This is a genomic window from Pontixanthobacter aquaemixtae (assembly GCF_009827395.1).
Taxonomy (GTDB): Bacteria; Pseudomonadota; Alphaproteobacteria; order Sphingomonadales; family Sphingomonadaceae; genus Pontixanthobacter; species Pontixanthobacter aquaemixtae.
In genome coordinates, this window is sequence record NZ_WTYX01000001.1 from 532,047 (window position 1) to 557,882 (window position 25,836).

Annotated in this window: 32 protein-coding genes; 13 read left to right on the top strand and 19 right to left on the bottom strand. The window is 58.4% G+C overall.

All coding sequences use genetic code 11. The features are described from left to right. Positions 1-3 precede the first annotated feature (3 nt). Positions 4-1,068: a DUF2332 domain-containing protein gene (locus GRI41_RS02570; protein ID WP_202388637.1), complete on the top strand. Its 1,065-nt coding sequence runs from the start codon at positions 4-6 to the stop codon at positions 1,066-1,068. On the opposite strand, the gene GRI41_RS02575 is transcribed toward GRI41_RS02570, so the two are convergent. From GRI41_RS02575 to GRI41_RS02585, 3 genes are read right to left on the bottom strand one after another with little or no spacing between them, the layout of a single operon-like run. Then, positions 1,065-1,952: an alpha/beta fold hydrolase gene (locus tag GRI41_RS02575; RefSeq protein ID WP_235901031.1), complete on the bottom strand. Its 888-nt coding sequence runs from the start codon at positions 1,950-1,952 to the stop codon at positions 1,065-1,067. The genes GRI41_RS02570 and GRI41_RS02575 overlap by 4 nt on opposite strands. An 8-nt stretch (positions 1,953-1,960) precedes the next feature. Continuing rightward, entirely contained in the window at positions 1,961-2,776 is an 816-nt protein-coding gene (locus GRI41_RS02580) for an SDR family NAD(P)-dependent oxidoreductase (RefSeq protein ID WP_160603143.1), read from the bottom strand. Then, positions 2,773-3,045, bottom strand: a complete 273-nt coding sequence (locus tag GRI41_RS02585; RefSeq protein ID WP_160603145.1) for a BolA family protein — start codon at positions 3,043-3,045, stop codon at positions 2,773-2,775. The genes GRI41_RS02580 and GRI41_RS02585 overlap by 4 nt, the downstream gene beginning before the upstream one ends. Positions 3,046-3,098: 53 nt before the next feature. Between GRI41_RS02585 and GRI41_RS02590 the strand changes: the two genes are divergently transcribed. Further along, complete coding sequence (locus tag GRI41_RS02590; RefSeq protein WP_160603147.1) at positions 3,099-3,686, top strand: J domain-containing protein; 588 nt, start codon at positions 3,099-3,101, stop codon at positions 3,684-3,686. On the opposite strand, the gene GRI41_RS02595 is transcribed toward GRI41_RS02590, so the two are convergent. From GRI41_RS02595 to GRI41_RS02610, 4 genes are read right to left on the bottom strand one after another with little or no spacing between them, the layout of a single operon-like run. Next, positions 3,683-4,318, bottom strand: coding sequence for a glutathione S-transferase family protein (locus GRI41_RS02595; RefSeq protein ID WP_160603149.1), 636 nt, complete (start codon positions 4,316-4,318; stop codon positions 3,683-3,685). The genes GRI41_RS02590 and GRI41_RS02595 overlap by 4 nt on opposite strands. A 3-nt stretch (positions 4,319-4,321) precedes the next feature. After that, a complete protein-coding gene (locus GRI41_RS02600; protein WP_160603151.1) occupies positions 4,322-5,104 on the bottom strand; it encodes a VOC family protein in 783 nt (260 codons plus the stop codon). Positions 5,105-5,115: 11 nt separating this feature from the next. Then, positions 5,116-5,472 (bottom strand): DUF1428 domain-containing protein, encoded by a 357-nt coding sequence (locus GRI41_RS02605; RefSeq protein ID WP_160603153.1) that lies wholly within the window; start codon positions 5,470-5,472, stop codon positions 5,116-5,118. Between the two features lie 50 nt (positions 5,473-5,522). Further along, positions 5,523-6,368: an oxygenase MpaB family protein gene (locus GRI41_RS02610; protein WP_160603155.1), complete on the bottom strand. Its 846-nt coding sequence runs from the start codon at positions 6,366-6,368 to the stop codon at positions 5,523-5,525. A gap of 90 nt (positions 6,369-6,458) precedes the next feature. Here GRI41_RS02610 and cobS point away from each other — a divergent pair, with 90 nt between their 5' ends. Beyond that, positions 6,459-7,439: a cobaltochelatase subunit CobS gene (gene cobS, locus GRI41_RS02615; RefSeq protein WP_160603157.1), complete on the top strand. Its 981-nt coding sequence runs from the start codon at positions 6,459-6,461 to the stop codon at positions 7,437-7,439. Positions 7,440-7,473: 34 nt separating this feature from the next. On the opposite strand, the gene GRI41_RS02620 is transcribed toward cobS, so the two are convergent. After that, positions 7,474-8,829 carry a tetratricopeptide repeat protein gene (locus GRI41_RS02620; RefSeq protein ID WP_160603159.1) on the bottom strand — a complete coding sequence of 452 codons (1,356 nt, stop codon included), beginning with the start codon at positions 8,827-8,829 and terminating at the stop codon, positions 7,474-7,476. Between the two features lie 4 nt (positions 8,830-8,833). Then, the gene (locus GRI41_RS02625) at positions 8,834-9,397 is read right to left on the bottom strand and encodes a hypothetical protein (RefSeq protein ID WP_160603161.1); all 564 of its coding nucleotides are present in this window, start codon (positions 9,395-9,397) and stop codon (positions 8,834-8,836) included. Positions 9,398-9,556: 159 nt separating this feature from the next. Here GRI41_RS02625 and GRI41_RS02630 point away from each other — a divergent pair, with 159 nt between their 5' ends. Then, positions 9,557-11,743, top strand: coding sequence for a transglycosylase domain-containing protein (locus GRI41_RS02630; RefSeq protein ID WP_235901032.1), 2,187 nt, complete (start codon positions 9,557-9,559; stop codon positions 11,741-11,743). Here the strand turns inward: GRI41_RS02630 and GRI41_RS02635 are convergent. The 9 genes from GRI41_RS02635 to pyrE all read right to left on the bottom strand — a co-directional run bounded on the left by GRI41_RS02635 (position 11,740) and on the right by pyrE (position 18,256). After that, positions 11,740-12,150, bottom strand: coding sequence for a PaaI family thioesterase (locus GRI41_RS02635; protein ID WP_160603165.1), 411 nt, complete (start codon positions 12,148-12,150; stop codon positions 11,740-11,742). The two genes, GRI41_RS02630 and GRI41_RS02635, sit on opposite strands and share 4 nt — an antisense overlap. Further along, the gene (locus tag GRI41_RS02640; protein ID WP_160603167.1) at positions 12,137-12,592 is read right to left on the bottom strand and encodes a PaaI family thioesterase; all 456 of its coding nucleotides are present in this window, start codon (positions 12,590-12,592) and stop codon (positions 12,137-12,139) included. The genes GRI41_RS02635 and GRI41_RS02640 overlap by 14 nt, the downstream gene beginning before the upstream one ends. Before the next feature lie 104 nt (positions 12,593-12,696). Then, positions 12,697-13,182 (bottom strand): Holliday junction resolvase RuvX, encoded by a 486-nt coding sequence (ruvX, locus tag GRI41_RS02645; protein ID WP_160603169.1) that lies wholly within the window; start codon positions 13,180-13,182, stop codon positions 12,697-12,699. Then, complete coding sequence (locus GRI41_RS02650) at positions 13,164-14,312, bottom strand: DUF3089 domain-containing protein (protein ID WP_160603171.1); 1,149 nt, start codon at positions 14,310-14,312, stop codon at positions 13,164-13,166. The genes ruvX and GRI41_RS02650 overlap by 19 nt, the downstream gene beginning before the upstream one ends. Then, entirely contained in the window at positions 14,302-15,393 is a 1,092-nt protein-coding gene (locus GRI41_RS02655) for an AI-2E family transporter (RefSeq protein WP_160603173.1), read from the bottom strand. Before GRI41_RS02655 ends, GRI41_RS02650 begins: the two co-directional genes overlap by 11 nt. After that, positions 15,390-16,256, bottom strand: a complete 867-nt coding sequence (gene lepB / locus GRI41_RS02660; protein ID WP_328600502.1) for a signal peptidase I — start codon at positions 16,254-16,256, stop codon at positions 15,390-15,392. The genes GRI41_RS02655 and lepB overlap by 4 nt, the downstream gene beginning before the upstream one ends. A gap of 37 nt (positions 16,257-16,293) precedes the next feature. Continuing rightward, positions 16,294-16,695 (bottom strand): holo-ACP synthase, encoded by a 402-nt coding sequence (gene acpS, locus GRI41_RS02665; RefSeq protein ID WP_160603175.1) that lies wholly within the window; start codon positions 16,693-16,695, stop codon positions 16,294-16,296. A gap of 242 nt (positions 16,696-16,937) precedes the next feature. After that, positions 16,938-17,678, bottom strand: coding sequence for a pyridoxine 5'-phosphate synthase (locus tag GRI41_RS02670; RefSeq protein ID WP_160603177.1), 741 nt, complete (start codon positions 17,676-17,678; stop codon positions 16,938-16,940). Then, entirely contained in the window at positions 17,678-18,256 is a 579-nt protein-coding gene (gene pyrE, locus GRI41_RS02675; RefSeq protein WP_160603179.1) for an orotate phosphoribosyltransferase, read from the bottom strand. Before pyrE ends, GRI41_RS02670 begins: the two co-directional genes overlap by 1 nt. Positions 18,257-18,451: 195 nt before the next feature. Between pyrE and coxB the strand changes: the two genes are divergently transcribed. The 8 genes from coxB (at position 18,452) to GRI41_RS02710 (ending at position 24,893) form a co-directional block, all read left to right on the top strand. Beyond that, a complete protein-coding gene (coxB, locus tag GRI41_RS02680) occupies positions 18,452-19,477 on the top strand; it encodes a cytochrome c oxidase subunit II (RefSeq protein WP_160603181.1) in 1,026 nt (341 codons plus the stop codon). 37 nt (positions 19,478-19,514) lie between these two features. Then, positions 19,515-21,209 carry a cytochrome c oxidase subunit I gene (gene ctaD, locus GRI41_RS02685; RefSeq protein ID WP_160603183.1) on the top strand — a complete coding sequence of 565 codons (1,695 nt, stop codon included), beginning with the start codon at positions 19,515-19,517 and terminating at the stop codon, positions 21,207-21,209. 110 nt (positions 21,210-21,319) lie between these two features. Next, a complete protein-coding gene (locus GRI41_RS02690) occupies positions 21,320-22,246 on the top strand; it encodes a heme o synthase (RefSeq protein WP_160603185.1) in 927 nt (308 codons plus the stop codon). After that, entirely contained in the window at positions 22,243-22,374 is a 132-nt protein-coding gene (locus GRI41_RS14370) for a hypothetical protein (RefSeq protein WP_268893199.1), read from the top strand. The genes GRI41_RS02690 and GRI41_RS14370 overlap by 4 nt, the downstream gene beginning before the upstream one ends. A 2-nt stretch (positions 22,375-22,376) precedes the next feature. Further along, on the top strand, positions 22,377-22,961 hold the full coding sequence (locus GRI41_RS02695) for a cytochrome c oxidase assembly protein (protein ID WP_160603187.1): 585 nt from the start codon (positions 22,377-22,379) through the stop codon (positions 22,959-22,961). A gap of 80 nt (positions 22,962-23,041) precedes the next feature. After that, positions 23,042-23,929 (top strand): cytochrome c oxidase subunit 3, encoded by an 888-nt coding sequence (locus tag GRI41_RS02700; RefSeq protein ID WP_160603189.1) that lies wholly within the window; start codon positions 23,042-23,044, stop codon positions 23,927-23,929. Between the two features lie 11 nt (positions 23,930-23,940). Next, complete coding sequence (locus GRI41_RS02705; RefSeq protein WP_160603191.1) at positions 23,941-24,324, top strand: DUF983 domain-containing protein; 384 nt, start codon at positions 23,941-23,943, stop codon at positions 24,322-24,324. Then, positions 24,321-24,893 (top strand): SURF1 family cytochrome oxidase biogenesis protein, encoded by a 573-nt coding sequence (locus GRI41_RS02710; protein WP_160603193.1) that lies wholly within the window; start codon positions 24,321-24,323, stop codon positions 24,891-24,893. The genes GRI41_RS02705 and GRI41_RS02710 overlap by 4 nt, the downstream gene beginning before the upstream one ends. A 2-nt stretch (positions 24,894-24,895) precedes the next feature. Here the strand turns inward: GRI41_RS02710 and GRI41_RS02715 are convergent, their stop codons facing one another. Then, complete coding sequence (locus GRI41_RS02715; protein ID WP_160603195.1) at positions 24,896-25,390, bottom strand: SRPBCC domain-containing protein; 495 nt, start codon at positions 25,388-25,390, stop codon at positions 24,896-24,898. Positions 25,391-25,439: 49 nt separating this feature from the next. Here GRI41_RS02715 and GRI41_RS02720 point away from each other — a divergent pair, with 49 nt between their 5' ends. Continuing rightward, positions 25,440-25,790 (top strand): ArsR/SmtB family transcription factor, encoded by a 351-nt coding sequence (locus GRI41_RS02720; protein WP_160603197.1) that lies wholly within the window; start codon positions 25,440-25,442, stop codon positions 25,788-25,790. Positions 25,791-25,836 lie beyond the last annotated feature (46 nt).

Genomic DNA, 25,836 nt, shown 5'->3' on the forward strand with positions numbered 1-25,836 from the left:
TGCATGGCTGCAAACGGAATTATGAATATTGTCGATGTGCGCGAAGCAATCGAATGGCAGGCAACCCATGCGGAAGAAGCAGGCGCACCCAATACCGGACGGGTGGTGCGGGCGCTGTTGGCCGTGCTGGAAACGGATACTGCGGTTGGCCGCAGAATGTCGAGCTGGGAAGGGCTGAGCCTTGAGGATGCAATGCCGCTGCGGATCAATGGCGGCTTGCACAATTTGCTGCTGACCGGCGCGGATCGGCGGCTGGAGCCGGTCTATGCGGGGCTAACAACCGATCAGGCTGCGGTGGATGCCATTGTCGCCGATCTGGTGGAAACGTTTGATACACGCCTGTTGCCATGGCTCGATGGCCCCCCACAGACCAACGAAGCGGGACGGTCATGGGGCTTCATGAGCGCGCTGATGTGGCTTTCCCAGCGATTGGGGCCTAAATTCGAAATCAATGAACTGGGCGCTAGCGCGGGCGTCAACACCATGATGGACCGCTATCATTTTGATCTGGGCGGGGTGAGCGCCGGGCCCGTCAAATCACCAATGCAGATCAAACCCGAATGGCGCGGGCCCCCGCCGCCCGATGCTCCGGTCGAGATTGCCGCTATCAGGGGATGCGATCAGGCACCGGTTGATCTGTCCGACCCCGAAGCGGCCTTGCGGCTGAAATCCTATGTCTGGCCCGAAGCCATTGCGCGCATGGGAAGGATCGAGGCTGCAATCCAGCTGGCGGGCGAGCACGCGCCCGATCTGGTCAAACAGGATGCGGGTGATTTTGTCGCCGATATGATGGCGCGGCCTCAGGAAGAAGGCGTCACGCGGGTGCTTTGCCATTCGATTGTGTGGCAATACATTCCGGAGACGACGCGCGATGCGATCGAAGCGGCTATGCTGGAAGCGGGCGCCAAAGCCACTTCTGAAAAACCGCTCGCTTGGATCGCGCTGGAAACCAACCGCGCGACATTCCGCCACGAGCTGCATGTCCGCTATTGGCCGGGCGGGGGCGAGGAAGTGCTGCTGGGATGCGGCCACCCCCATGGTGCATGGGCGGAATGGTTCGGGGGTTAGCGCGCGGTCAAAAACGTCTCCAGCGCCGCGTTGAACTTGTCCGGTGCTTCCCAGGTTACAAAGTGACCGGAACCTTCGACTTTTTCCAGTGTCAGATCATCGACAAGGGCATCCAGCCCGTCCAGATTGGCAACGGGCAGGGCGACATCGTTCATGCCCCACACGATCAGCGTCGGGATCGCGACATTGGGCAGCGGCGGCAGAGAATAATCAGCCGGCAATTCATAGGGCGCATCCATTGGCGGCACTTCGGCCAGCCCCGCGCGGTACCAATTGATCATCGCCATCGCCGTATCGGGATTTGCCCACTCCTTGAGAAGCAATTTTCGTTCGGCGTCCTCCATCGACGCAGCGCCTTCGAAATCGAGAGCTTTTACCAGCAGCTGCAGCAACCCGTGCTCGCGGATCATCGCGTCATTTTCACGGTCGCGGAAATGGCGGATATACTGGCTGGCCGCGCGCTGATGCTGGTTGAGATAGAGCAGACTGGACAGGATAAAGGGATGCGGTGCATTGGCGATGACCAGCCGCTTTATCCGGTCTTTCATCGCACCGGTCAGCGCCATCGCCCATGCGACCACACCGCCCAGATCATGGCCGACCAGCGTGAATTTTCCGACACCCAGCGCATCGGCCATATGCTCGACATCGCCCATCAATTTCTCGATCGTATATTCGCTCGCCTCTTGCGGGTTGGAAGACCCCGCATAGCCGCGCTGATTGGGCGCGATGCAGCGATAGCGGCCGGAAAAATGCGCGATCTGATGCCGCCAAGTGCGGTGGTTTTCCGGAAATCCATGGAGGAAAACCAACGTTTCGGCATCGCGCGGTCCGGTGTCGAGAACTTCCAGCTCTATTCCGGTTGGCAGTACAACGCGTGTCATATCATCGCTCATTCGGCGCCCTCGGCTTCCATTTGTTCCATATAGCCGCCAGCGACCAACGCTGCGACCTGATCGAAAAGCGCGTCAGGCGTGCGGCGCATTTCGGCCATCGCCTCTTCCGCACCGCGCGCGATGATGATTTCGCGCTGGCTGGCTTCGATTGCATCGATCATAGTTGTCGCAGCTTCTGCTGGCGGGATACCGTTGTCGATCACATTGTCGCTCTTGCCGCGCTTGCTGCCATCGGCGGTCAGCGCATTGCGCGAAACATCGGTTTTAATCGATCCCGGGGCAATCACGTGCACATCAACCCCTTTGACCGACATTTCGGCCCGCAGCGCATCGGCATAACCGATCAGCCCGAATTTCGCCGCTGAATAGGCCGTGCGCATTGGCACGCCGACTTTTCCTGCGACCGATGAAATGAACACGAATTTGCCCGAACCGCGCTCTGCCATATGTGGGAGCAGCGCTTGCGTTGCGGCAATCTGCGCGGTCAGATCGATGTCGATGATCTCGCGATAGACCTGCATATCGGTGTGCAATGCCTGGCTGCGCTGCGAAACGCCTGCATTGGCAACAAACACATCGACATTGCCGTTCCATTGGACGGCTTTTCGGGTTGCCTCTGCAAGCGCCGCTTCGTCGCGCACATCGAAAGGCAGGATCAGGGTTTCGGTGGCGAGAGCCTCGGCGACTTCCGCCAGCCGTCCCTCATCGCGGCCCGACAAAATGATATTCGCCCCGCGCGAAGACCATTCCTTGGCCAAAGCCGTGCCAATCCCCGAGGATGCGCCCGTAATCCAGACTGTCAGTGTGCTCATACATTTTCTCCCGGTGCTGATACCTTGAGCGCAAGTGCGTGTACGCGCTGCCCGGGTATATCCCCCAGCGCCGCATTTACCATCCGCTGGCGTTGCAGCCGTGCAACGCCGTCAAACGCCGCGCTTTCGATGACAATGGTAAAGTGCGATTCCCCGCTGCCATCGTCGCCCGAATGGCCAGCATGCGAGGCGCTGTCGTTGATTATTTCCAGCTTTGTCGGGGCAAATGCTCCGGTCAGAAGCTCCCGCATTTTATCGGCTACGCTCATCCGGTTCAGATCCTTGTTTGCATTTCGCGGCTTAACCCCCATTTTAGGGCGCTATGCGCGGTGACAGGTTTCATGGTCGGTTTGAAGGGGAGGGGCAAGAATGTCACGCGCCGGGATGCACCGAAGCTGGGGAATTCCGCGCGCCTGGCCCCAAGGCCGCCGGTTTCGACGGACCGGGCAATTATCTCTGGTTCTGTCTCGACCATATCCGTGAATTCAACGCCGGCTATGACTGGTTTGAGGGAATGAATTCCGAAGAAATATTCGCCGCGCAATCTCCACTGGCGGGATGGCGAAACCAGAGCCGTGCATTCAGACCCGATGCCGGGATCGATGGTATGCCGCGCTGGGCCGATTTCGATGATCCGCTCGATGCGATCAGCGGGCGCGCTGCCAGCATCAAGAAACGCGCTGCCGGAAATATGACGGATTTTGGCCGCTTCACCCCGCGCGAACAGGAAGCGCTGACCGTGATGGGGCTGGAAACGGATATTGACCGTGCCCAGCTACGCCGCCGCTATTCGCAGCTCGTTCGCCAATATCACCCTGACCGCAATGGCGGCGATCGCAGCCACGAGGCCCGCCTGGGCAAAGTGGTGGAAGCCTATCAATTGCTTAAGGAAAGCCGCGCTTTCGCTTAGTTTTTGGCAGCTTCGGCCTCTGCTATTAGCGCCATGTCGATGGCTTTCGCTTCCTTATAGTTGGGCCGGTCGCGCAGTCGCTGCGCATAGGCAGAAAATGCATCGCGTTCCGGTATCGAACCGAATTGCAGCCCCCAATCGATCTGGCTGCCGACATAGACATCGGCCATCGTAAATCTGTCCCCACAGACAAAGTCGCGCCCGCTCATCAGCGTTTCGAACGCGTCGATTGCCATATCGTAATTGCCGAACCCCGTGGTCATCGCTTTGTCCGGGGCAACATCCCATTCCATCGCCTTGCACAGGATCGCTTGCTCAATTGGCCCCGCGGCAAAAAACAGGCGCCGGAAATAATCGGCTTTCTCGTGCTCGCCGGGAAGCAGGCCGGCATCGGGGTGCATCTCGGCCAGATAGTGGCAGATCGCCGCCGCCTCGGTCACGACATGGTCGTGCCCGCTATGATGATGCACCAGCGTCGGCACTTTGCCGAGCGGGTTGGCATCGAGCAGGCTCTGCGGTTTGTTTGCCCAATCGACCAGCTTGGTTGCATAATCTGCGCCGGCTTCGTGCAGTGCCCAGCGGACAATCTGCCCGCGCGACATCGGGTTGGTGAAGAATGTGAAGTCCGCCATCGCCTAACTGCCCTTCGCCCCGATGAGAGAGAAGAAGGCGCCTTGCGGGTCAAATCCTTGCACGATGTAGTCGCCGCCTGGAATTTCCATCGGGCCATTGACGATCTGCGCACCGTTGCTTTCGGCAAGGGTTTTTGCCGCGAGAATTTCGGGCACGCGAAAATAGAATGCCCAAAGCGAAACGGGCATTTCGTCGGGCTTCTTCATCATCGCGCCGAGCCCGTAATCATCTTGCTGGTACATCTGGTAGAGACCAATCGGCCCCATATCCATCGCATCACCCTTTTCCCATCCGAACAGACCGCGATAGAATGTGTCTGCTGCGTCAGGATCGGATGTCGCCAGTTCGTTCCAAGCGCAAACCCCTTCGCGCGGGGTGTGTTTGGCAAATGCATCGCTTGGCTGGCCCGATCGGTCGTCAATTACATAGAAAGGCGCGCCTTGCGGATCGGCGAGCATCGCGAAAGGCCCGACATCGGGGACTTCGCCGCCTTCCATAAACACATGGCCGCCAGCGCCGCGCGCTTGCTCGACCGCCGCGGGAACATCATCAACGCGCACATAGCCGACCCAAGATGCCCGCGCGCCGTGATCTTCCATCGCCTTGGTCATTTTCAGGAAACCGCCGACTTGCGCATCGCCCGCTTTGAAAGAACGGTAATCCTGCCCGTTAAAGCCCGCTTCCTCGAACTCCCAGCCCAGCAGCCCGCCATAAAATGTCTGCGCTGCATCGGGATCGGGCGTCATCAATTCGTACCAAACGAAATCACCATGTTTGTCTGCCATTGTTGCTCTCCTCAATCGCGTCCGAGTGTATAGATCGGCGTGAAACCGCCATAGATGAGCCGCTTTCCGGCAAAGGGCATGTCTTCGGGCGGTTCCATCTCTTCATTCTCTTCCATTTGCTTGGCGGCTTGATCGCAAGTGGCCTTGTCCGGCCAGACGACCCAGGAAAAGACGATCTGTTCGCCTTCTTCGGCTTTCACAGCTTTGCGAAAATCGGTGTGCTCGCCTTCGGGCACATCCTGCTCGATTGCCTCGACAATTTCGAGAGCGCCATAGCGCTGGAACATCTCACCGGCCTGTTTGGCCATGGCGAGATAGGCATCCTTCTTGCCCGGCAGAACGGGAACAACGAAACCCTGAATATACATGAGTCTCTCCTCTCCGCTTCAACATAGCACAAATGCGGGGATCGCCGCGCTCAATTTTGGCGGAATGCCCATCGCAACGTCCGGCCCACCGTATGCGCCGCGATTTTCGTTGGAAGCAGCGACAGGCGTGGCTGTTTCAGCCCGAGCATCGGCCGGGCAAAAGGCGGGAGGAGATCGACCGCCGCTGTGCCGAGCATGGTCTGGATCCCGGGCGGCGTGCCTTCTGGGCGCTGATTGAGTACCAGATCGGCAACTTCGCGCGCTTCAGCCGAAGGTTTGAGATCGGCGCGCATTTCTGCAAACAGCGCCTCGGCCTCGGACTTTGTCTCCGGCACCGGATCTGCGCCCAGCATTCGCGCGATCACCGCGAACTGGCGAAAATATTCGTCTTGCTCTGCGCGCGGCATCGCGGGCCTGACATATTGAATATAGGCCTCAAGAAAACTGAGCCCGCCGGCAACATGCACCCACGCCAGCGTCCGCGGGTCCTGCGCGGAATAGGGTGTGCCGTCGGGCAGTGAACCGTTCACTTGCGTGTGAATGCGGTTTACCCGGCTGACAATCTCCGCCGCATCATCGCGGTGGCCGAATGTTGTGACCGCGATGAAGCGCGCGGTCCGGCGCAATCGCCCATGCATATCTTCGCGAAAATTCGAATGGTCGAGCACACCCTGCAAGGCAGCGGGGTGGAGCATTTGCAACAACAGGCTGCGGATTCCGCCGATCATCATCGATACCGCATCGGCATGGACCATGCGGATCGGGGTATCTTTTGCAAACAGCGCTTCGTCGGACGGCGGAACCGGCTCTTGCCCTGCATCCACATCGTTAAAAACCGCGCGGACCCGGTCAACAAGCTTCTGGCGGATTCGATCTGATGGCCGCATTGTTGGCATGGTGTGAAAATACACTAATCCACCGGCAAGGGAATGTTCGCCTTTCACGGCTTGCAGCCGCACGCATGCGCGTCTAGGCGTTCCCGCGATATGACAGACAAGACTTTCGATCCGACTTCAAAAACATCCCTCGCCGCGCCCGACACAACGGTCGATGTGCGCGAAACTTTCGGGGTGGATATTGATTGGCAAGTGCCCGCATTTAGCGAGGCGGATGAGCGCGTGCCCGATCTCGACGAAAGCTATGTTTTCGATGCGGATACCACGCTGGCGATCCTTGCAGGCTTTGCCCACAATCGCCGGGTGATGGTGCAGGGCTATCACGGCACCGGTAAAAGTACACATATCGAACAAGTTGCCGCGCGCCTGAAATGGCCCTGTATCCGGATCAACCTCGATGCGCATATCAGCCGGATCGATCTGGTCGGCCGCGATGCAATCGTGCTGCGCGACGGTTTGCAAGTTACCGAGTTTCGCGAAGGCTTGCTGCCATGGGCGCTGCAGCATCCCGTGGCGCTGGTGTTTGATGAATATGACGCGGGCCGGCCCGATGTGATGTTCGTAATCCAGCGCGTGCTGGAGGCCGAAGGCAAGCTGACATTGCTTGATCAGAACCGCGTGATCCGCCCCGATGCGGGTTTCCGTCTTTTCGCGACCGCCAATACGGTTGGTCTCGGCGATACCAGCGGCCTTTATCATGGCACGCAGGCGATCAACCAGGGCCAGATGGACCGCTGGAACATCGTCACCGCGCTGAACTATCTGCCTGCCGAGGTGGAGCAGACCATTGTAGAAGCGAAAAACCCCGATGCCGATCCCACGCAGATCGGTGACATGATCAAAGTTGCCGATCTGACGCGGCAAGGTTTCATGAACGGCGATATCTCAACCGTGATGAGCCCGCGTACCGTCATCACTTGGGCGCAGAATGCGGCAATTTTCAAAGATGTGGGCTTCGCTTTCCGCCTTAGCTTCCTCAACAAATGTGATGAGGCTGAGCGGCTGTTGGTGGCTGAATATTACCAGCGTGTATTCGGCACCGAATTGCCTGAAAGCGTCGTTGCTCAATAAACGCGGGCCTGTTGGCGCGAATGGCTGAGCGGGTTTACCCCACCAATTGGTCGGGCGTAACGTCGGGAAGTTTGCCCAGCCGCCTGAGCTCGGCTGCGAAGATCTTGGCTCTGGCATATCCGTTTGCGTAAGATCGATCGAACAGCTTGAGCGCCTTGTCATATGACCGCTCCACACCTTTGCCGTAGACATAGGATGCGGCAAGGTTGAACTGGCACTTCGCATTTTCCAGCGCTACACATTCTTCGAACAGGGCAATGCCCTTGGGCATGTTCAACGGCGTTTCCTTGGCGTTGACATGGGCCTTGGCGACCTCGTTCAGGCCGTCACCGTGCTTTGCGGCGCGATAGCTTTCCTCTGCCTTCTTTAGATCGCGCGGGATAAAGTTACCGCGCTCTCCGGAAAAATAGGCATCTCCCAGATCGATATAGGCCTGCGGGCGATTGCTTTCGTCGAGGAATTTCATCGTCGGGGCTTTCTTGAGCCAATAGGCGGCCTTTTCGCGGCGCTGCGCATCAGCCAGCCCGCGTGTGAATGCGCCGACCGATTTCATTGCGGCTTCGCCAATCCCGCCTTTTGCCGCGCGTTCCCAATATTCCCAGTTCAGCTGGCCGTTGCGTTCAATGTCGCCGATATTGGTGGCGTTACGGATGCCGAAGCGCTGATCGCCATAATAGACATTGCCGACCACCAATTGCGAATGGGCATCGCCGGCATCGGCATGCGCCTTGACCTTGGCGAAGGCATTTTTGTCGCCGAATTCGGCCAGCTTGCGATACCAATCCACTTCCTGTTCGAATGTGCCGCCGTGACCCGCATCGAGAAGTTCGATCAGATATGTCAGCGTAAACTTGTCGGGCTTGGCCTCGTAAGATTTCTTGTAGAACCCGGCAGCGTTTGGAAGCGAACGACCAACGCCAATCCCTTCGGAATGGACATAAGCCAAGGTGGTGTAGGCTTCGGCGCGGTCTTCTGCAGAAGTGTCATCCGCTTTCAGAACAGTCTCGACAATCGCAATGCCCTTGGCAGGGTTTGCCCGCGTTCCCACGCCTTCCAGATAGGCGCTGGCGAGAAACAATTGCGCGGCGCGATGGTTTTGCTTGGCGGCTTTGTCGGCATAGGCAAAGGCCAGAACGTTGGACTGGGTCAAGCCGCCATCGCCATCCAAATGCATATAGGCCATGGCATATTGCGCGTCGGCGTTCCCTTGATCCGCAAAGGGCTTGAGGATTTGCGCCGCGCGATCATATTGCGCCTTGGTGAAGGCCTCCATTCCGCCAGCGACAGTGGCCGGCTGCGCCTCCGTTTGCGCCAGCAGCGGTGCGCCAATCGGCACACATATCGAGGCAGCAATCAGAGCGGCGCCCGCCAGGTTCGCGGCAATTTTCATCGCCTTATACTCCGCTAAGTTTACGCAGCCGCAGGGTATAACACCCGGGCGCGGTCGGTTTGCCCACCATCTCGCCGTCGAATATGGTTGCTTCCATTGCCGATGCACCGAAGCGTTCGGGCTTCTCTATCCATTCTCCGGGATTGAGCTCTATCTGGTAAGCGGGTGCGTTGGCCGTTTCCACCAGTCCGCTGACTTTGAACGATCCGGCCTTTGCATCGGGATTTGTGGCGGTCGGGAAGAAATTGAGCACACCGTCTACCGATCGCAAAGTTGCCAGTCTTGCGGCGCGCGCATCGTTGCATGGTCCGGCGCCCGATTTGCAGGAACCGGGCAGCGCGTCCCACTTTGCCGGTCCGGCATCCCTGACAGTCAAAGTCATCCCGACTTCACCAAAACCGCAGACAAATGTCCCTGCATAATGGCCTTCGACTTCGGCAGCCGAACTGGCCGCCGTTGATGCTGCGTCCTGCGCGGCAGCGGTACCGATTGCCGACAGTCCCATGGTGGAACAAAGCGCCAGAGCTGTAACGGCCAGCGCGCCTGCCTTGGATGAACGCAGTTTCATAGATTGATCTCCCTCATTCTCCATCGCGTTGTTTGTAATCCCAATTTTCGCACAACATCTTGTAAATTCGCGACATTAGGACGAGCTGCACGAGGTAGTTCGAAAAGCGCTCGCCAAAGCTGTATTGTTATTGTAACACAGTAACCGATGGTATTTCAGTTGCTTAGATTCTGGCGACCGGCGGAGCCGCGCAGCGAAGAGCCGGCCGGGCGCGACCATCGCTATTACTCCTTGCAAGAGCCATATGGTTCCGCCTTCGATGACGAGGATGACTACGACGACGATTTCGACGACCACGATGAAGTCGTCTATCGATCGGGCACGCCAAGCCCCGATCATGAGGCGTGGGATTCGCGGCTGGATCAAATCGACCACCAAGCGGCGACGGAGGACCGCCAAAGGCAGCGATGGTGGCAGCCGCGCTATTGGAAGCAGCGGCGCAAACGCTGGTGGGCGGTGCGGATCTTGGCAGCGATCATCGCGCTGCTCATCCTGATGGTCGCGTGGCTGGCGGTTACCGCGCCGCTATCCAAATCGCTCGAACCGATTGCGCCGCCGCAGATTACCCTGCTCGCTGCGGATGGAACGCCGATTGCGCGCAATGGTGCGATTACCGATGAACCGATAGAACTGGAAGAACTGCCCGATCACGTGGCCCAATCCTTCCTCGCGATTGAAGACAGGCGGTTCTACACCCATTGGGGCGTCGATCCGCGCGGCATTGCGCGGGCGATGTGGACCGGCGTGGGCGGGGGCAGCACTATTACCCAGCAGCTCGCCAAGAATTCATTCCTCACCCCCGAACGGAGCCTGAGCCGCAAAGCGCGCGAGATGTTGATCGCATTCTGGCTGGAAACATGGCTGACCAAGGAAGAGATTCTCGAACGCTATCTCTCCAATGTCTATTTCGGCGACAATGTTTACGGGCTGCGCGCGGCATCGCTCCACTATTTCTATCGCAAGCCGGAAAACCTTAAACCCGAACAGGCGGCGATGCTCGCCGGGCTGGTTCAGGCACCTTCGCGCTTTGCGCCGACGCGGCATTATGACCGCGCGGAAAAGCGCATGCAGCTGGTGCTCAAATCAATGGTCGCGGCGGGCTATCTGACTCAGGAACAGGCCGATGCGATGCCCAAACCGGTGATCGATGCTCGCGCCAAGAACGACCTGCCAACGGGGACATATTTTGCCGACTGGGCTCTGCCCGAAGTGCGCAAATTGTCCGACGCAGGATATGCCAGCCAGACCTACACGACCACGCTCGATTCGCGCCTGCAGGGGATTGCCCGCGATGTGATTGCCCGCGCGCCGTTGGGCAAGGCGCAAGTCGCGCTGGTGGCCATGCGCCCCGATGGGGAAGTGGTCGCCATGGTTGGCGGCAAGGATTACAGCGAATCCCCGTTCAACCGCGTGACACAGGCCAAGCGCCAGCCTGGTTCAACCTTTAAACTGTTCGTCTATCTCGCCGCATTGGAAGCCGGAATGGAGCCCGATGACGAGATCGATAATACCGAGATCGTAACTGGCAGCTATCGCCCCAAAAATTCCAACGGGCGCTATTCGCAGTCGATCACGCTGGAAGATGCCTTTGCCCAATCGAGCAATGTCGCCGCCGTGCGTCTGTTCAACCAATTGGGTGACGAAGCTGTGATCAAAACCGCGCGCGATCTGGGAATTACCTCGCCGTTGCCCGCGGGTGACCCCAGCCTTGCTCTGGGCACGTCCACCGTCACTCTGTTGGAGCTCACAGCGGCTTATGCCGGTGTCGCGGCCAACAGTTTCCCGGTCACGCCAAGGGCTCTCGCCGCAGAAGAGCCCGGGTGGTTTGACTGGCTCTGGAACTGGTCGGGCAGCATGTACAATTCGGATCATGACGATTTGCAGCAAATGCTCCGGCGTGCGGTGAACAACGGCACTGGCCGCGCCGCGATGTTGAGCGGTCCGAATTACGGGAAAACCGGAACCAGCCAGGACAATCGCGATGCATTGTTCGTTGGCTATGCAGGCGATCTCGTCGTCGGCGTGTGGATTGGGAATGACGACAATTCTCCGCTCGCCGGGATTAGCGGCGGCGGCTTGCCCGCTCGTATCTGGCGCGATTTCATGCGACAGGCTCAAGGCGCAACGGCCAAGCCGCGTCCCGCCCCGCAGGCCAATCCCTCCGGCCCGGTTCAGCCTCTTGATGTGCCCGATCTTGAAGATGTCCCGATTGGTGACGATGGCACAACGATCAGCGTCAGGGACGGTGAAGGCGCGACTATCTCGACCGAGATCGGGGGCGCGCCCGTGGATATCCGGCTCGATCAGGACGGGCTGCGAGTGGAAACTCCCGAACCGGAAAACTAGCTATCGGGTTCGCCCATGAGAATATTGATCGTTGCGGTGGCAATCGGCCTGTCGCGGTCGTCCTGCCATGCTTCGATAGCGATATTGGCATTCCGGCTGCCAAGCTTGGTAATGCGCGCTTTGGCATAGGTTGTTTTTTGCTTGCCCGGTGACAGGAACTGGACGGTGATATTGATGGGTTTGAGCCGGTGCTTGCGATCACGCTTTTCAAGCTCGCGCTGCAGCAGCGCATAACCCGCTGTTTCGAGCAATCCACTGATCGCACCGCCATGCAGATGTTGCGGTCTGCCCTCTACATCACCGCCAAATTCAAACGCCAATACGGGCGCGCCATCCTCTTCCCCGAACACCCGGATGCCCAGAGATTCGGCATATGCCGTCAGGACCGGGGAATTACTGCCAGACAATGAGCGGGTCCATTTCTATCGCCATGAATGTGCCGGACATGGTCGCGACTGTATCTTCCGGATTGCCGTCATGCGCGAATCCGCGCACAAAGGCTGCTGACTTGGTCAGCCGGAAGCATTCTGCGCGCCCGATCACTGGGCTGCGTTCGCGAGCAGGCCGCTGGTAATCTACTCGCAAATCGAGCGTGGCAACCGGGGCGAAAGTCTCGTGCTTGGCCCAAATCGACATGCCAGAGGCCATATCGAGCATGCTGATGATCGGGCCTGAAGCGAGGATTTCGCTTTCAACCTGGCCGACCAGGTCTGCGCGCCATGGCAATTCCAGTTCGGCCCAGTCCGCGCCATGGCCGCGATACTTCATACCGAGTTTTGCCGGATGTCCGTGCCGCATCAGAAACCGGGCGGTCTTCGCCAGATCGAATGGAGGAAGCTCGCTGGCCATTTTTATGCTCTGCTTGGTCTCACGGCCCAATTCAATCTTTAATTTTCATTGGTCGTGATTGATGGTCCGGGTGGACAGTTCGCCTGTTGGGGGAGCGGTCAGGGCTAGAGAATTCCGCCGGCCAAGGCGTCAATCGCGCCTTGCAGGAACACCGCAGCGGCATGGCTGTCAATCCGTTCGGCGCGTTTGCGGCGGCTCATATCCTGCCCGATCATATCGCGTTCCGCGCTGCTGGTGGACCAACGTTCGTCCCACAGCAAAACGGGCAGCGCAAATGCGGCGGACAGGTTGCGCGCATAGGCGCGGCTCGCTTGTGCGCGGGGGCCTTCGCTGCCGTCCATATTGCGCGGCAAGCCGATCACAATCGCGCGGATCGAACGTTCCTGGATTAGCTGGCCCAGCCGATCACGATCGCGCCCGAACTTGCCGCGTTCGAGCGTCTTGCCCGCGGTTGCGAATTGCCAGCCGGCATCGCAAGTCGCCGTGCCGATGGTCTTGGTGCCCAGATCCAGCGCCAGCAAAGCCCCGCCATCAGGCAGGGCTTCGCGCAAATCAGCCGCTGAGTCGGTGATCAGCGCGCTTTGGTCCATGCGCTCACTCTGCGGCCAACATCCTGCTGCAAATTCTTCCAGAACAGCGGGATATCATAGACGTGGTAATTCTGCCCATCGAGGACATAGTTCCCCATTTCGGGCGGGTCGCCGATCAGCAGCAACCCGCGATCATCGCAGCGTGCGGGGACTTGCCCGACGCGCAATTCGCCGGTGGAAAAATCGGGTGCGGGAACAAGCGTGCCGGTGTTCTGGTCGGCGGTTGCCGTGTCATCGACGATCCCCGAGATCGGGTTTACGCACAGGATTTTGCTGTCGCCGCGCGGTTGCCCGTCAAATCCGATCGACAGGCGATAATAATCGAGCACATCGCTGGGGTCAGCTGGTTCCGCAAAGCTCGACCATGTCACGATACAGCCGGTTTGATCCGCAGTTGCGCAGGCCGGGAAGCCGAGCGCGGGCAGATCATGCTCGATCGAAATCGGCCAGCCCACCGCATAAATTCCTGCGACACGGTCCTGCACGGGTTTGCCGTTCACCTCGTCCTTCAGCAGCCGCAGCAAATGCAGCGTGCCCTGGCTGTGGCCGCTCAACACCACGGGCGTATCTTCGGCCACGCTGGCGATGAAATATTCGAAAGCCTGCTTCACATCGGCATAGGCGGCGTCGATGGCCTTTTGCGAATCCGGCGTCGTGACCAGAAAGGCGCCGGTCGCTGCCTGGCGGTAGCGCGGGGCCCAGATCTCGCTCGCCTGATTGAACGGGCTGGCAAGGCCTTTCACGAACAGCCGCGCGCGCGCATTGGCTTTTTCGTCATCGAGAGGGGCATTCCACTGCACATTCTCGAAATTGGTCGCGAGATAGCTGGTGGGATGGATGAAGAAGACCGCGAAATTGGGCGTGTCGGTGCCTGTCTCCGAAATGTCGCGCGCTTCTCCTTCCACAGCAGGTTGCCAGCGGGCAGGGTCGGTCACACCTATGCCGGGCCGTGAAATCCACATTTCGGGGTCTTCATAGGCGTTTCCTTCAAGCGGACTTTGTTCGACAAATTCCCCGCGCGGAACGAAGGTGTATTCGGTGGCCTCTTTCCACCAGATGCTCAGTGCAATCGCCCCGACGATGAACAGGACGGTTACGAATGCTACGAAATAGAGAAACTTACGCGCCATCTGTGGCTTCCTTCGCGTTCATATCTGCAGATTGATAGCGCTCTGCGCGGCGTTCCAGCGCAACTTTGATCATCGCCATCATCGGATCGGCCAGGAACAGTCCCAACACGCCAAACAGGATACCCATAATCAGCTGCGCAGAGAGAACCAGCGCAGGCGCGAGATCGACGGTTTTCTTGGCGATCATGGGAATGAGAACATAGCCGTCAAAGGTCTGCACAAGGAAATAGACGAAAATTGTGTAGAGCCCCATGTCGGTTCCGCCGGAGAAGCCGACCAGCACCATCAGCACCCCGGCCAGAAGCGCCCCGAGATTGGGAATGAAGGCCAGCAAGCCGGTGATAATGCCCAGCAGCGCAGCCATGGGCACACCGTACCATGCGAGCAGCGCCCAGGTGAAAACCCCTTCGAAAACCATGCCGATCACACGCCCAGCCATCAGGCGGCGCATGGTCTTGCCCATTTGCGATGCGGTTTCGAAGAAGTCGGCCCGCCGGTGTGCGGGGAGCATCCAGGCCACGCCGCGTTCGTAAATCCGTGGTTCAAAAGCGAGATAAATGCCGATGATCGTGATCAGGACAATCGTGGTGAACCCGCCAAGGATCCCCCCGATCGCGCGCGTCACCGTACCCACGCCGGACATCACATTGGTCGCAACGTCCTGAAAATCGGGTGCGTCGACTTTAAACCCCTGATCGCTGACCCATTCGATCGCCAGCGCGGCCTGCTGCTGGACAATCGCGGGCAATTGCGCGGCCTCTCGTGAAATTTGTGATCCGGCAAAGGCGACGAGCCAATAGAGAAACGCCAATGCGCTCAGCAGCACGATGATCACGCGCCAGGTGCGCGGGATAGGCAGCACGCTGCCGAGCAGACGTGCCCCGCCGTCGATCAGCGAAGCCGCCACCAGAGCACCGAAGACAATCAGCAGCGGCTGCGCGATGTAAATCGCTAGCATCGCCGTGCCGATCACCGCCGTCCAGACGAAAGCTTTCTTGGCTTCAAGGCGCAGCGCAGGGTCCGCAATGCGCGACGGACTGGTCCCGATCGGTTCGTTCAGCGAATCCTTCTTGTCGCTCACTCGGCTTCTGCTCCATCTGCAACCGGAGGACGCAGAGTGGTCCAAGCGCGTTTGCTACGCAAGGATGACCACCAGCTCGCCGGGTTCCACTTGGTGCTGCCGTCGAGCGAAAATGTAATAAATTCAGCGCGGCCGCCCACATTTTCCAGCGGAACCGGGCCGCCAAGGCCTTGCTCGCCAATTGATGCCCTGCTGTCCGCCGAATGGTCGCGATTGTCGCCCATCATGAACACGTGGCCTTCGGGCACGGTGATCTCGGCAAAATTATCAAGCGGCTGGTTTCGCTTGTCATCGATAATCAGATAGCTTGCCCCGTTGGGAAGCGTTTCGCGCATGGTGGGCACTTCAAACACTTCGCGACCATCGGGAAGTTTGGTGCGGTATTGTTCGAAATACCAGAGACAGTGGGTGCCGTCGCACAATTGTTCCGGATCAATCGGCAGTGCCATATTGGGCTCAACCTGTTGCGGGACGGGGGTGCCGTTGAGGATAATCTGACCGTTGACCACGGCAATCGTATCGCCGGGAAGCGCGACCACGCGTTTGATGTAATCGGTGCCCGCATTCGGCGGAACGGCGATAACAATGTCGCCATATTCGGGCGTATCGGCCCAGACCCGTGTTTTGCCGCGCGGCAAGATGTGAAAGGATGCCGATACCCACGACCAACCATAGGGGTATTTGCTGACCACCAAACGGTCACCGACCATCAGGTTCGGCAACATAGATGTGCTGGGGATATAAAAAGGTTTGGCGACAAGGCTGTGAAACGCCAGCACGGCGAGCAGCATCAATCCCAGCCCGCGTATTTCGCTGAGCCAGTTGATCTTTTCCTTGTCGTCTTTGGATTCTGTGTCTGTCACGCTGTTTCGTTGTTTTAAAAGTGGGGGACCGCCGCGATTATCTGGGCACGGCCTCGATAATCACGAAGGCCTGCGCCCATGGATGATCGTCAGTGAGGGTAAGATGAATAACCGCCTCATGGCCGTCTGGCGTCAATTCGGCAAGCCGCGCGGCCGCTCCATTGGTAAGCGCGAGCGTGGGCGCGCCCGATTTCGCATTCACCACGCCGATATCCTTCATATAGACGCCGCGGTAGAATCCGGTGCCGACCGCCTTGGAGAAGGCCTCCTTGGCGGCAAAGCGCTTCGCGTATGTGCCAGCGCGGGTGAAAGGACGCTTAGCGGCCTTGGCACGCTCGATCTCGGTAAAGCTGCGCTTTTCGAACCGTTCGCCATGACGGTCGAGAACGCCCTGAATGCGTTCGATATTGCAAAGGTCCGATCCGAGGCCGATGATCATAAAAAACTACTCCTCATCGACTGCGTCCGACAACAGACCAACTAGCCACTGCTTGAACAAATAGATGGCCATTGCGGTAGCGAAAAACCCACCTAGAAATTTCAGCACGGAGACCATCTCACCTCTGTTCCAACCGGAGGTTGAGAGGTGGAGACCGACTAATAGCAAAAAGAAAAACGAAAATAGAATTAGAAGAACATTTAAGCACCCTGAAAATCGGTCAAAGGATTCCCGACTTCCAATCACCGCGCTTCATCCATCAGTTCGCGCATCTTGCGCACGGCGTTTTCTAGCCCGACAAAAATCGCCTCGCCCATCAGATAATGCCCGATATTGAGTTCGGCCAATTGCGGGATCGCGGCAATCGGTTGGACATTCTCGTATGTCAGCCCATGCCCGGCATGCGGTTCGATTCCGTTTTTCGCAGCCAGCGCGGCCATATCGGAAATGCGTTTGAGTTCGGATGCCATCAGGTCGCGGTCACCGTCGAGATGCGCGTGGGCATATTCGCCGGTATGGAATTCGACCACCGGCGCGCCGAGCCGCAGCGCCGCGTCGAGCTGCCGCTCTTCCGCTTCAATAAACAGGCTGACCCGGATCCCGGCATCGGTCAGCCGGGCGACGATGGGCGCGATCCGGTTGTGCTGGCCCGCAGCATCCAGCCCGCCTTCAGTGGTCCGCTCTTCGCGTTTTTCGGGCACGATGCATGCCGCATGCGGTTTGTGGCGCAGCGCAATTTCGAGCATTTCGTCGGTCGCGGCCATTTCCAGATTGAGCGGAAGGTTGGTCGCATCCTGGATACGCTTCAGATCATCGTCGCGAATATGCCGCCGGTCTTCGCGCAAATGCGCAGTGATTCCGTCGCCGCCGACCGCAGCGACAATCTCTGCCGCGCGCACGGGATCGGGATGATCGCCGCCGCGCGCATTGCGGATTGTCGCGACGTGATCAATATTGACGCCGAGGCGCAGCGGGGTTGGCATTATTTCCGGCTTCCTGGCTTGGTCACAGGAATCGCGGCCAGTTCTGCAGGTACTTCATCGTCGGCATAAGTGGGGAAGGTGATCTCGACCAAGGCATGATAGGGTACGTCAAAACTGGCTTCGCCGCCGGTCCGGTTGACGACAGAGACCAGCGCAAGCACCTCTCCGCCTGCTTCTTCCACAGCTTTCATCGCTTCTTTTGAAGAAAGGCCAGTGGTGACGACATCTTCCACAACGATCACCTTTGCGCCCGGTTCGATGGCGAATCCGCGGCGCAGGCCAAAGGTGCCCTCCGGACGTTCGAGGAACATCGCGTCTTTGCTCAGCGCGCGGCCCATTTCATGGCCGATAATAATGCCGCCCATCGCTGGCGAAATTACCACGTCCACCGCCTCGCGAATGGCGCGTGGGAGCTTGGCGGCAAGCGCCGATGCGAGTCGGCCAGCGCGCATCGGGTCCATCAACACCCGCGCACATTGCAAATAATGGCCACTATGGCGGCCGGAAGAGAGCATAAAGTGGCCTTCGAGCAACGCTTCGCTGGCTCTGAATTCGGAGAGAACTTCGTCTTCTGTCATGGTGATTTAACGGTAATCCTGCGGTTGGTTGCCGGTTTGACAACATGGCTTGCGTATTTTTCTCCTAGAAGCGCTTGAGACAGCGGGCAAGCATGCGTATAGGCGCGGCTGAATGGTCCCCATATCTGCTGGATAGGGGGATGGGCGGGGCGGCATCTTGCGGCTCTGTGCAATTAAGACAGAAAGCGGAGACGCATGAATTTCGGTGACTGGCCCAAGGCGGCTCTTCGGATTGTAACAACTCTGTGGGCGGCAGCCCTGCTGGCTCTCGCCCCGCAAGTGGCGCTGGCTCAGGATGAAGCTGCTGACGCGCCCGTTGCTGCAGCAGAAACGACGGAAACTGAAGCGGCAGAGGCTCCGGCTTACACCCCGCTTGGCCCCGAACATATCAAAGGTGTTCCCGAAGCGGGCGGCATCGATTTCCAGCCGCAATATACCGATGACGGTCAGTTCGCCTATAAGATGCACACCTATCTGCTGGTGCCGGTAATCACCGTTATCAGCCTGTTTGTTCTTGCGCTGCTTCTGTGGGTCGTTGTCCGTTATCGCCGGAAAGCGAATCCCGAACCGTCGAAAACCACGCACAACACTTTCATCGAAGTTGTCTGGACGCTGGTTCCGGTCCTGATTCTGGTGGGAATTGCAATTCCGTCGATCACACTGCTGGCGCGCCAGTTCGAAACCGCACCTGAAGATGCGGTAACGATCAAGGCGACCGGTTATCAGTGGTACTGGGGTTACAGCTATCCGGATTACGGCGAATTCGAAGTGATTTCGAACATGCTTTCCGATGAAGATGCAGACGCCAATGGCGAACCTCGCAATCTGGCGGTGGATAACCGGATGGTTGTTCCGGCAAATACACCGATCCGTTTGCAGACGACATCGGCAGACGTGATTCACGCATTTGCTGTTCCCTCTCTGTGGTTCAAGATTGACGCTGTGCCCGGCCGCCTGAACGAGCGTCTGCTGACGATCAACGAGCCAGGCATTTATTACGGCCAATGTTCCGAACTTTGCGGCATCAAGCACGGCTTTATGCCAATCGCCGTAGAGGCCCTTCCGCGCGAACAGTTTGAAGCGTGGATTGTCTCGAAAGGCGGGACCATTGGCGGGGCCGACGCGGCCGCTGAAGACGCGCAATCGGCTGCAGACGCCGCTGCTGCAGGCGATGCTGCTGGTGCGGTGGAAGCCGAAACCGCAGAAGCCGCTGCTGAATAAGCCCGAACGAATTTCAAAGAAGGTTTAGAGAAACACCATGGCAGACACAGCCGCAACCAACCCCGGTCACGATGACCATGCTGATCACAAGCCCGGATTCTTCGCGCGTTGGTTCATGTCGACCAACCACAAGGATATCGGCACACTCTATCTGATCTTCGCCATTATGGCGGGTGTCATTGGTGGTGTGATTTCCGGCGTAATGCGGATGGAGCTTGCGGCTCCGGGTATTCAATATCTGGGTTGGTGGGTCGATATGCTCGGCGGTGAAGCCAGCCTCGATGCCAATCTGCATATGTGGAACGTTTTCATCACTGCCCACGGCCTGATCATGGTTTTCTTCATGGTTATGCCGGCGATGATTGGCGGTTTTGGTAACTGGTTCGTGCCGCTGATGATCGGTGCACCCGATATGGCGTTCCCGCGGATGAACAACATCTCGTTCTGGCTCACCGTGGCCGGTTTCCTGAGCCTGATGTTCTCGATGTTTGTGCCGGGCGGTCCTTCGGGCCTTGGTGCCGGCGTGGGTTGGACGGTCTATGCGCCGCTTTCGACCGGATATTCGCCGGGGCCAGCGGTCGATTTCGCGATCTTCTCGCTTCACTTGGCCGGCGCAGGTTCGATCCTGGGTGCGACCAACTTCATCACCACCATTTTCAACATGCGCGCGCCGGGTATGACCCTGCACAAAATGCCGCTGTTTGTCTGGTCGGTTTTGGTCACTGCGTTCCTGCTGTTGCTCGCGCTTCCTGTGCTTGCCGCGGCGATCACCATGCTGCTGACCGATCGCAACTTTGAAACGACATTCTTCAACCCAGCCGGTGGCGGTGATCCGGTGCTGTATCAGCACTTGTTCTGGTTCTTCGGCCACCCAGAAGTTTACATCATGATCCTGCCCGGCTTCGGCATGATCAGCCAGATCGTGGCGACCTTCAGCCGCAAGCCGGTGTTCGGTTACCTCGGCATGGCCTATGCGATGGTCGCGATTGGTGTGGTCGGCTTCGTCGTCTGGGCACACCACATGTACACCGTGGGTATGGACGTGAATACGAAGATGTATTTCACGGCGGCCACGATGGTCATCGCGGTTCCGACCGGCGTGAAAATCTTCAGCTGGATCGCAACCATGTGGGGCGGTTCGCTTGAATTCAAATCGCCGCTCGTATGGTCGCTGGGCTTCATCTTCCTGTTCACCGTTGGCGGTGTAACCGGTGTGGTGCTGGCCAATGGCGGCGTCGACGACAATCTGCACGACACATATTATGTGGTCGCTCACTTCCACTACGTATTGTCGATGGGTGCGGTGTTCTCGCTCTTCGCGGGCTTCTATTACTGGTTCCCGAAAATGAGCGGCCGGATGCACAGCGAATTTCTGGCGCACCTGCATTTCTGGGTGTTCTTCATCGGCGTGAACATCATCTTCTTCCCGCAGCACTTCCTGGGCATCCAGGGCATGCCGCGCCGTATCCCGGATTATAACCCTGCGTTCGAGTACTGGAACCACATCTCCTCGATCGGATATATGGTGATGGCGATCTCGATTGTGATCTTCTTCGTCAATCTGATCTACTCGTTCACGGTGGGCAAGAAGGCCGCTGACAATCCATGGGGCGAAGGCGCGACCACGCTCGAATGGACATTGTCCTCGCCTCCGCCTTACCACCAGTTCGAAACACTGCCGGTGATCGAAGATCATCACGATTATCACGATCACCGTCCTGCAAGCGCATAAGCGCTGAAGGCTTCCGGCAGCGGAAGCGCGACTATCACGATGGGGAGGGGCGTATCGGAAACGGTGCGCCCTCCCTTTATGAGGAACGACCGCGACAGCGCATTGAGCCGATGACCGTATCGACCACCTCTTCGGGGCAGACCCTACCGGCGGACTGGCGCGACTTTTTTGCGCTGACCAAGCCGCGAGTGATGACCTTGGTGATTTTCACCGGGCTGTGCGGCCTGCTGGCGGCCCCCGGATCGATCCATCCGGTGATCGGATTTACCGCGATTTTCTGCATCGCGATTGGTGCGGGCGGGGCGGCCGCGCTCAACCAATGGTGGGAAGCGGATCTCGACGCAGGGATGAAGCGCACAGCCGCACGCCCGCTGCCAGCCGGAAGGCTCGTGCGCGAGGATGCACGCAATTTCGGCATTTTGCTCTCGGCGGCATCGGTCGGTGTGATGGGGCTCGGCGTGGGGTGGCTCGCGGCCGGAATCCTGGCTGTTTCAATTGTCTATTACGCGGTTGTCTACACAATCTGGCTCAAACCGCGCACGCCGCAGAACATCGTAATTGGCGGCGGGGCCGGGGCATTTCCGCCGATGATCGGGTGGATTGCCGTGACCGGTGACATCACCGCGATGCCGGTGCTTCTGTTCGCGATTATCTTCTTCTGGACACCGCCGCATTTCTGGGCGCTGGCGCTGTTTGTGCAGAGTGACTATGCCAAGGTCGGCATCCCGATGATGCCGGTGGTAAAAGGCGAAGCCTCCACTCGCAGACAGATACTCGCTTACTCGATCCTGCTGCTCCCGCTGGCTGCCGCGCCTTGGTTCATCGGCGGAACCGCAGCGATTTACGGAATTTCCGCATTGGTGCTTTCCGCGCTATTCCTCGCGCTGTCGCTGCCGGTCGCGTTTCGCCGGTCGCAGCCTGATGACACGATGAAGCCGGAAAAACGGCTCTTCGCCTTTAGTATCGTCTATCTCTTCGCGCTGTTCGCAGCGCTCGTTGCAGACCGTGTCGCTTTCTATCAAGGATGGATATCATGACCCTGACTCCCGAAGAACAAGCCGAAATCCAGCGCCGTCAAAAGAGCCGCAATCTGGCTGTTGGCGGGGTGCTGCTGTTTTTTGTCGTTCTGTTTTACGCGATCACGATTGTTCGCATGGGTGATTGACGATGACCGGCATCGCGCTTGAGCAGAAAAATCTGAAGACCGGCCTGTTCGCTTTTGCGGGCGCGCTTGCCATGCTCGGCATGGGCTATGCAGCGGTGCCGCTATATGATCTGTTCTGCCGGGTGACCGGGTTTGGCGGAACCACCCAGCAAGCGACCGAAGCGGACGCCGATCTGGCCGAACGGATGGCCCTGTCGGCAGGCGGAAAGTCCATTTCCATTCGCTTCGACGCGTCGATCGCACGCGACGTGCCGTGGACATTCACACCCGAAAGATCGACCGAAACCGTGCAGATCGGGCAGCGCGATTTGGCATTCTATATCGCCCGTAACGACAGCAAAGTCCCGATCACCGGCACCGCGACTTTCAATGTGGAACCCGAACAGGCAGGCATCTATTTCAACAAGATCCAGTGTTTCTGTTTCACCGAACAAACGCTTCAACCAGGTGAGGAAGTGCGCATGCCGGTGCTGTTCTATGTCGATCCCGCGATCATGCAGGACGAGAACACCAAGGATATTGAACAGATCACCCTGAGCTACACCTTCCACAAATCAGAGAATAGCGCGGAGAAACCCGCTTCGTAACACTGGACCTTGGGTGCATGGGCGACTAAGGGCAGTGACTAGATTTCAGACTAACCAGTTCCGACAGGACGAGAATTTTCATGGCTGGCACTAAGAACCACGATTACCACATTCTGGAACCCGATATTTGGCCGCTGATCGGCGCCTTTGCAGCGCTGACGTTTACCAGCGGTATGGTGCTCTACATGCACGAAATGGCCAATGCGCATCTTGTGCTGGGCCTTGGCATTGCGGGCCTGATCGCAACCTTCTTTAGCTGGTTCGCCAATATCGTTCGTGAAGCTGAGGGCGGCGATCATACGCCTGTCGTGCAGCTGCATATGCGCTACGGAATGATCCTGTTTATCGCTTCCGAAGTGATGTTCTTTGTCGGCTGGTTCTGGAGCTGGTTCGACTTTTCGCTGTTCCCGCAACCGATCCAGCTGGTCGAACAGACCGCAGCGGACGGGACCGTTTCGACCGTCACCCAAAGCCTGTTTGGTCAGGAAGGTGCGGCGGCGATTACGCAGTGGCCGCCAAAAGGCCTCGAAGTTCTCAACGCGTTCGACCTTCCGCTGCTCAACACGCTGATCCTGCTGTGTTCGGGTACCACGGTTACCTGGGCGCACCACTCGCTGATTCACGGTGATCGCGATGGCCTGAAAAAAGGCCTTTGGGCGACGATCCTGCTGGGCCTCGTGTTCACTGCTGTTCAGGCATATGAATACAGCCACGCATCCTTCGGCTTTGGCGGAAACACCTATAGCTCGGCCTTCTACATGGCGACCGGTTTCCACGGCTTCCACGTATTGATTGGCACGATCTTCCTGATTGTTTGCCTGTTCCGTACTTACAAAGGACACTTCACCCCGCGCCAGCACTTCGGCTTCGAAGCTGCGGCATGGTATTGGCACTTTGTCGACGTGGTGTGGTTGTTCCTGTTCGTTGCCGTTTACGTCTGGGGCGGCTGGGGCGCCGAGATCCACTAACGGGCGGAATAATGACCGGGGAAACTCCCAACAGCAAAGGGCAGCCTTCCATAGGACGGGCTGCCCTTTTCGGTTTGTGTCCGCGCTGCGGAGAGCCGACCCTGTTTGACGGGATTGCACAATTCGCCCCCAAATGCGGATCGTGCGATCTCAACTATTCCGCTTTCAATGTGGGGGACGGGCCGGCCGGGTTCCTGACATTGATAATCGGCGCGGTGGTTGTCGGCCTTGCGCTTTGGCTGGAAGTCAAAGTCGCCCCGCCGTTCTGGGTTCACGCGGTCATCTGGATTCCGGTGGTGGTTGGTTTGGTCTTCTATGGCTTACGCGCGGCCAAGGCGGCGCTGCTTTATGCCGAGTTCAACAGCGAAGCGGGCGAATCGAGGAACAAGCAATGAGCCTGCGCTCCATCCCTTTGATCCCGACCATTCTTGTTGTGGCTTGCGCCGCGATCATGGTTGCGCTGGGTTTCTGGCAACTCGGACGGGCAGACGAGAAAGAGCTGCTGCTCGCGCGGTACAAAGGCGTGCCGGAGAATGCGGAACCAATTGCCTACCCGGAAAATGACGAGGCGCTGGAGCAGGGATTGTATCGCCCGACTTCGGCCAATTGCACCGAGGTTGTTGGCACACGATCAACTGCGGGCACCAACCGCGTGGGTGCGAAGGGCTGGGCGCATATTGCGCAGTGCCAGCTCGATAGCGGGTTCGAGGCGGATATTGCCCTGGGCTGGTCGCGCAATCCCGATGCACCGGAATGGAGCGGCGGAGAAGTCACCGGCACGCTTGCGCCAGGCGGAAAAATCGTCGCCTCCCCGCCGCTGGCCGATCTCGGTCCGTTGGCAAAACCCGATCCGGAAGATCTGCCCAACAATCACATGGCCTATGCGGTGCAATGGTTCCTGTTCGCGCTAACTGCGTTGGTTATCTATGGCCTGGCGCTGAGATACCGGTCGCGAAAAGAATAGGCTCAGGCCTTGTACATCCCCTCGCGCAAATTGATGCCGTGCTCGATCCACGCTTTCATACAGCAGAGCATTTGCGACCAGCCCTGGCAATTGCCGTAGGAACCGCGCCGCGCGGCATCGCTGTCGCGCCAGCCTTCTTCTGCAATCTCTACCATCGTCCCGCCTTCCACTGATTTGAAAGTCATCGTTACGGTGGTGTTGTAATCAGCTTCCGCACCGGAATCATGATCCTCTGCGCCATCGACATTGGGCGGGTCGCTTTCATAGGCGGGCCATTGCAGGACGATCCGTTCGTTTTCGACGACCTCGATAATCTCGACATCGAACGCGCCGGGATAGTCGTGGAATTCCCATTGCATGGTAGCGCCCGTTTCCATTTTGCCTTGCGCGCCGCCGGTAGTGAAATATCCGGACAGCTGATCCGGATCGACAACCGCCTTGAACACTTCGTCTACCGGGCGGGAGATGCGCGTCGCCACTCTGAACTTGATTTCCATTGGTCGCTCCTGGCTTGATTCTCGCGATAATATGTTATAAAAATATAACATGTCAAACGAGGATCAAATCGATCTAATTTTCAAAGCGCTTGCCAATCCGGTGAGGCGGGCGATCTGTGACGAGCTGAAATTGCGGCCTCTCACCACCAAACAAATTTGCATGGGTTTTCCCGATCTGGATCGGACAACGGTGATGCAGCATTTGAAAGTACTGGAAAGCGCCGGATTGTTGATCCCCGTGCGCAAGGGGAGGGAGCGTTTCAACTATCTGGACGCCATGCCGATAGAACGGATTCACCAACGCTGGATCGGTCCGCATGCGGCCGCTGCGACCTCTGCACTGGCGCGCCTGAAGCGCGACTTGGAAGAGGGGGCAAAGGATAAGCTTAGCGCGAGTTAGTTGCGCTCGCTTGCCCTGCTTGTTGTGCGGCGCTAACCGCACCCTA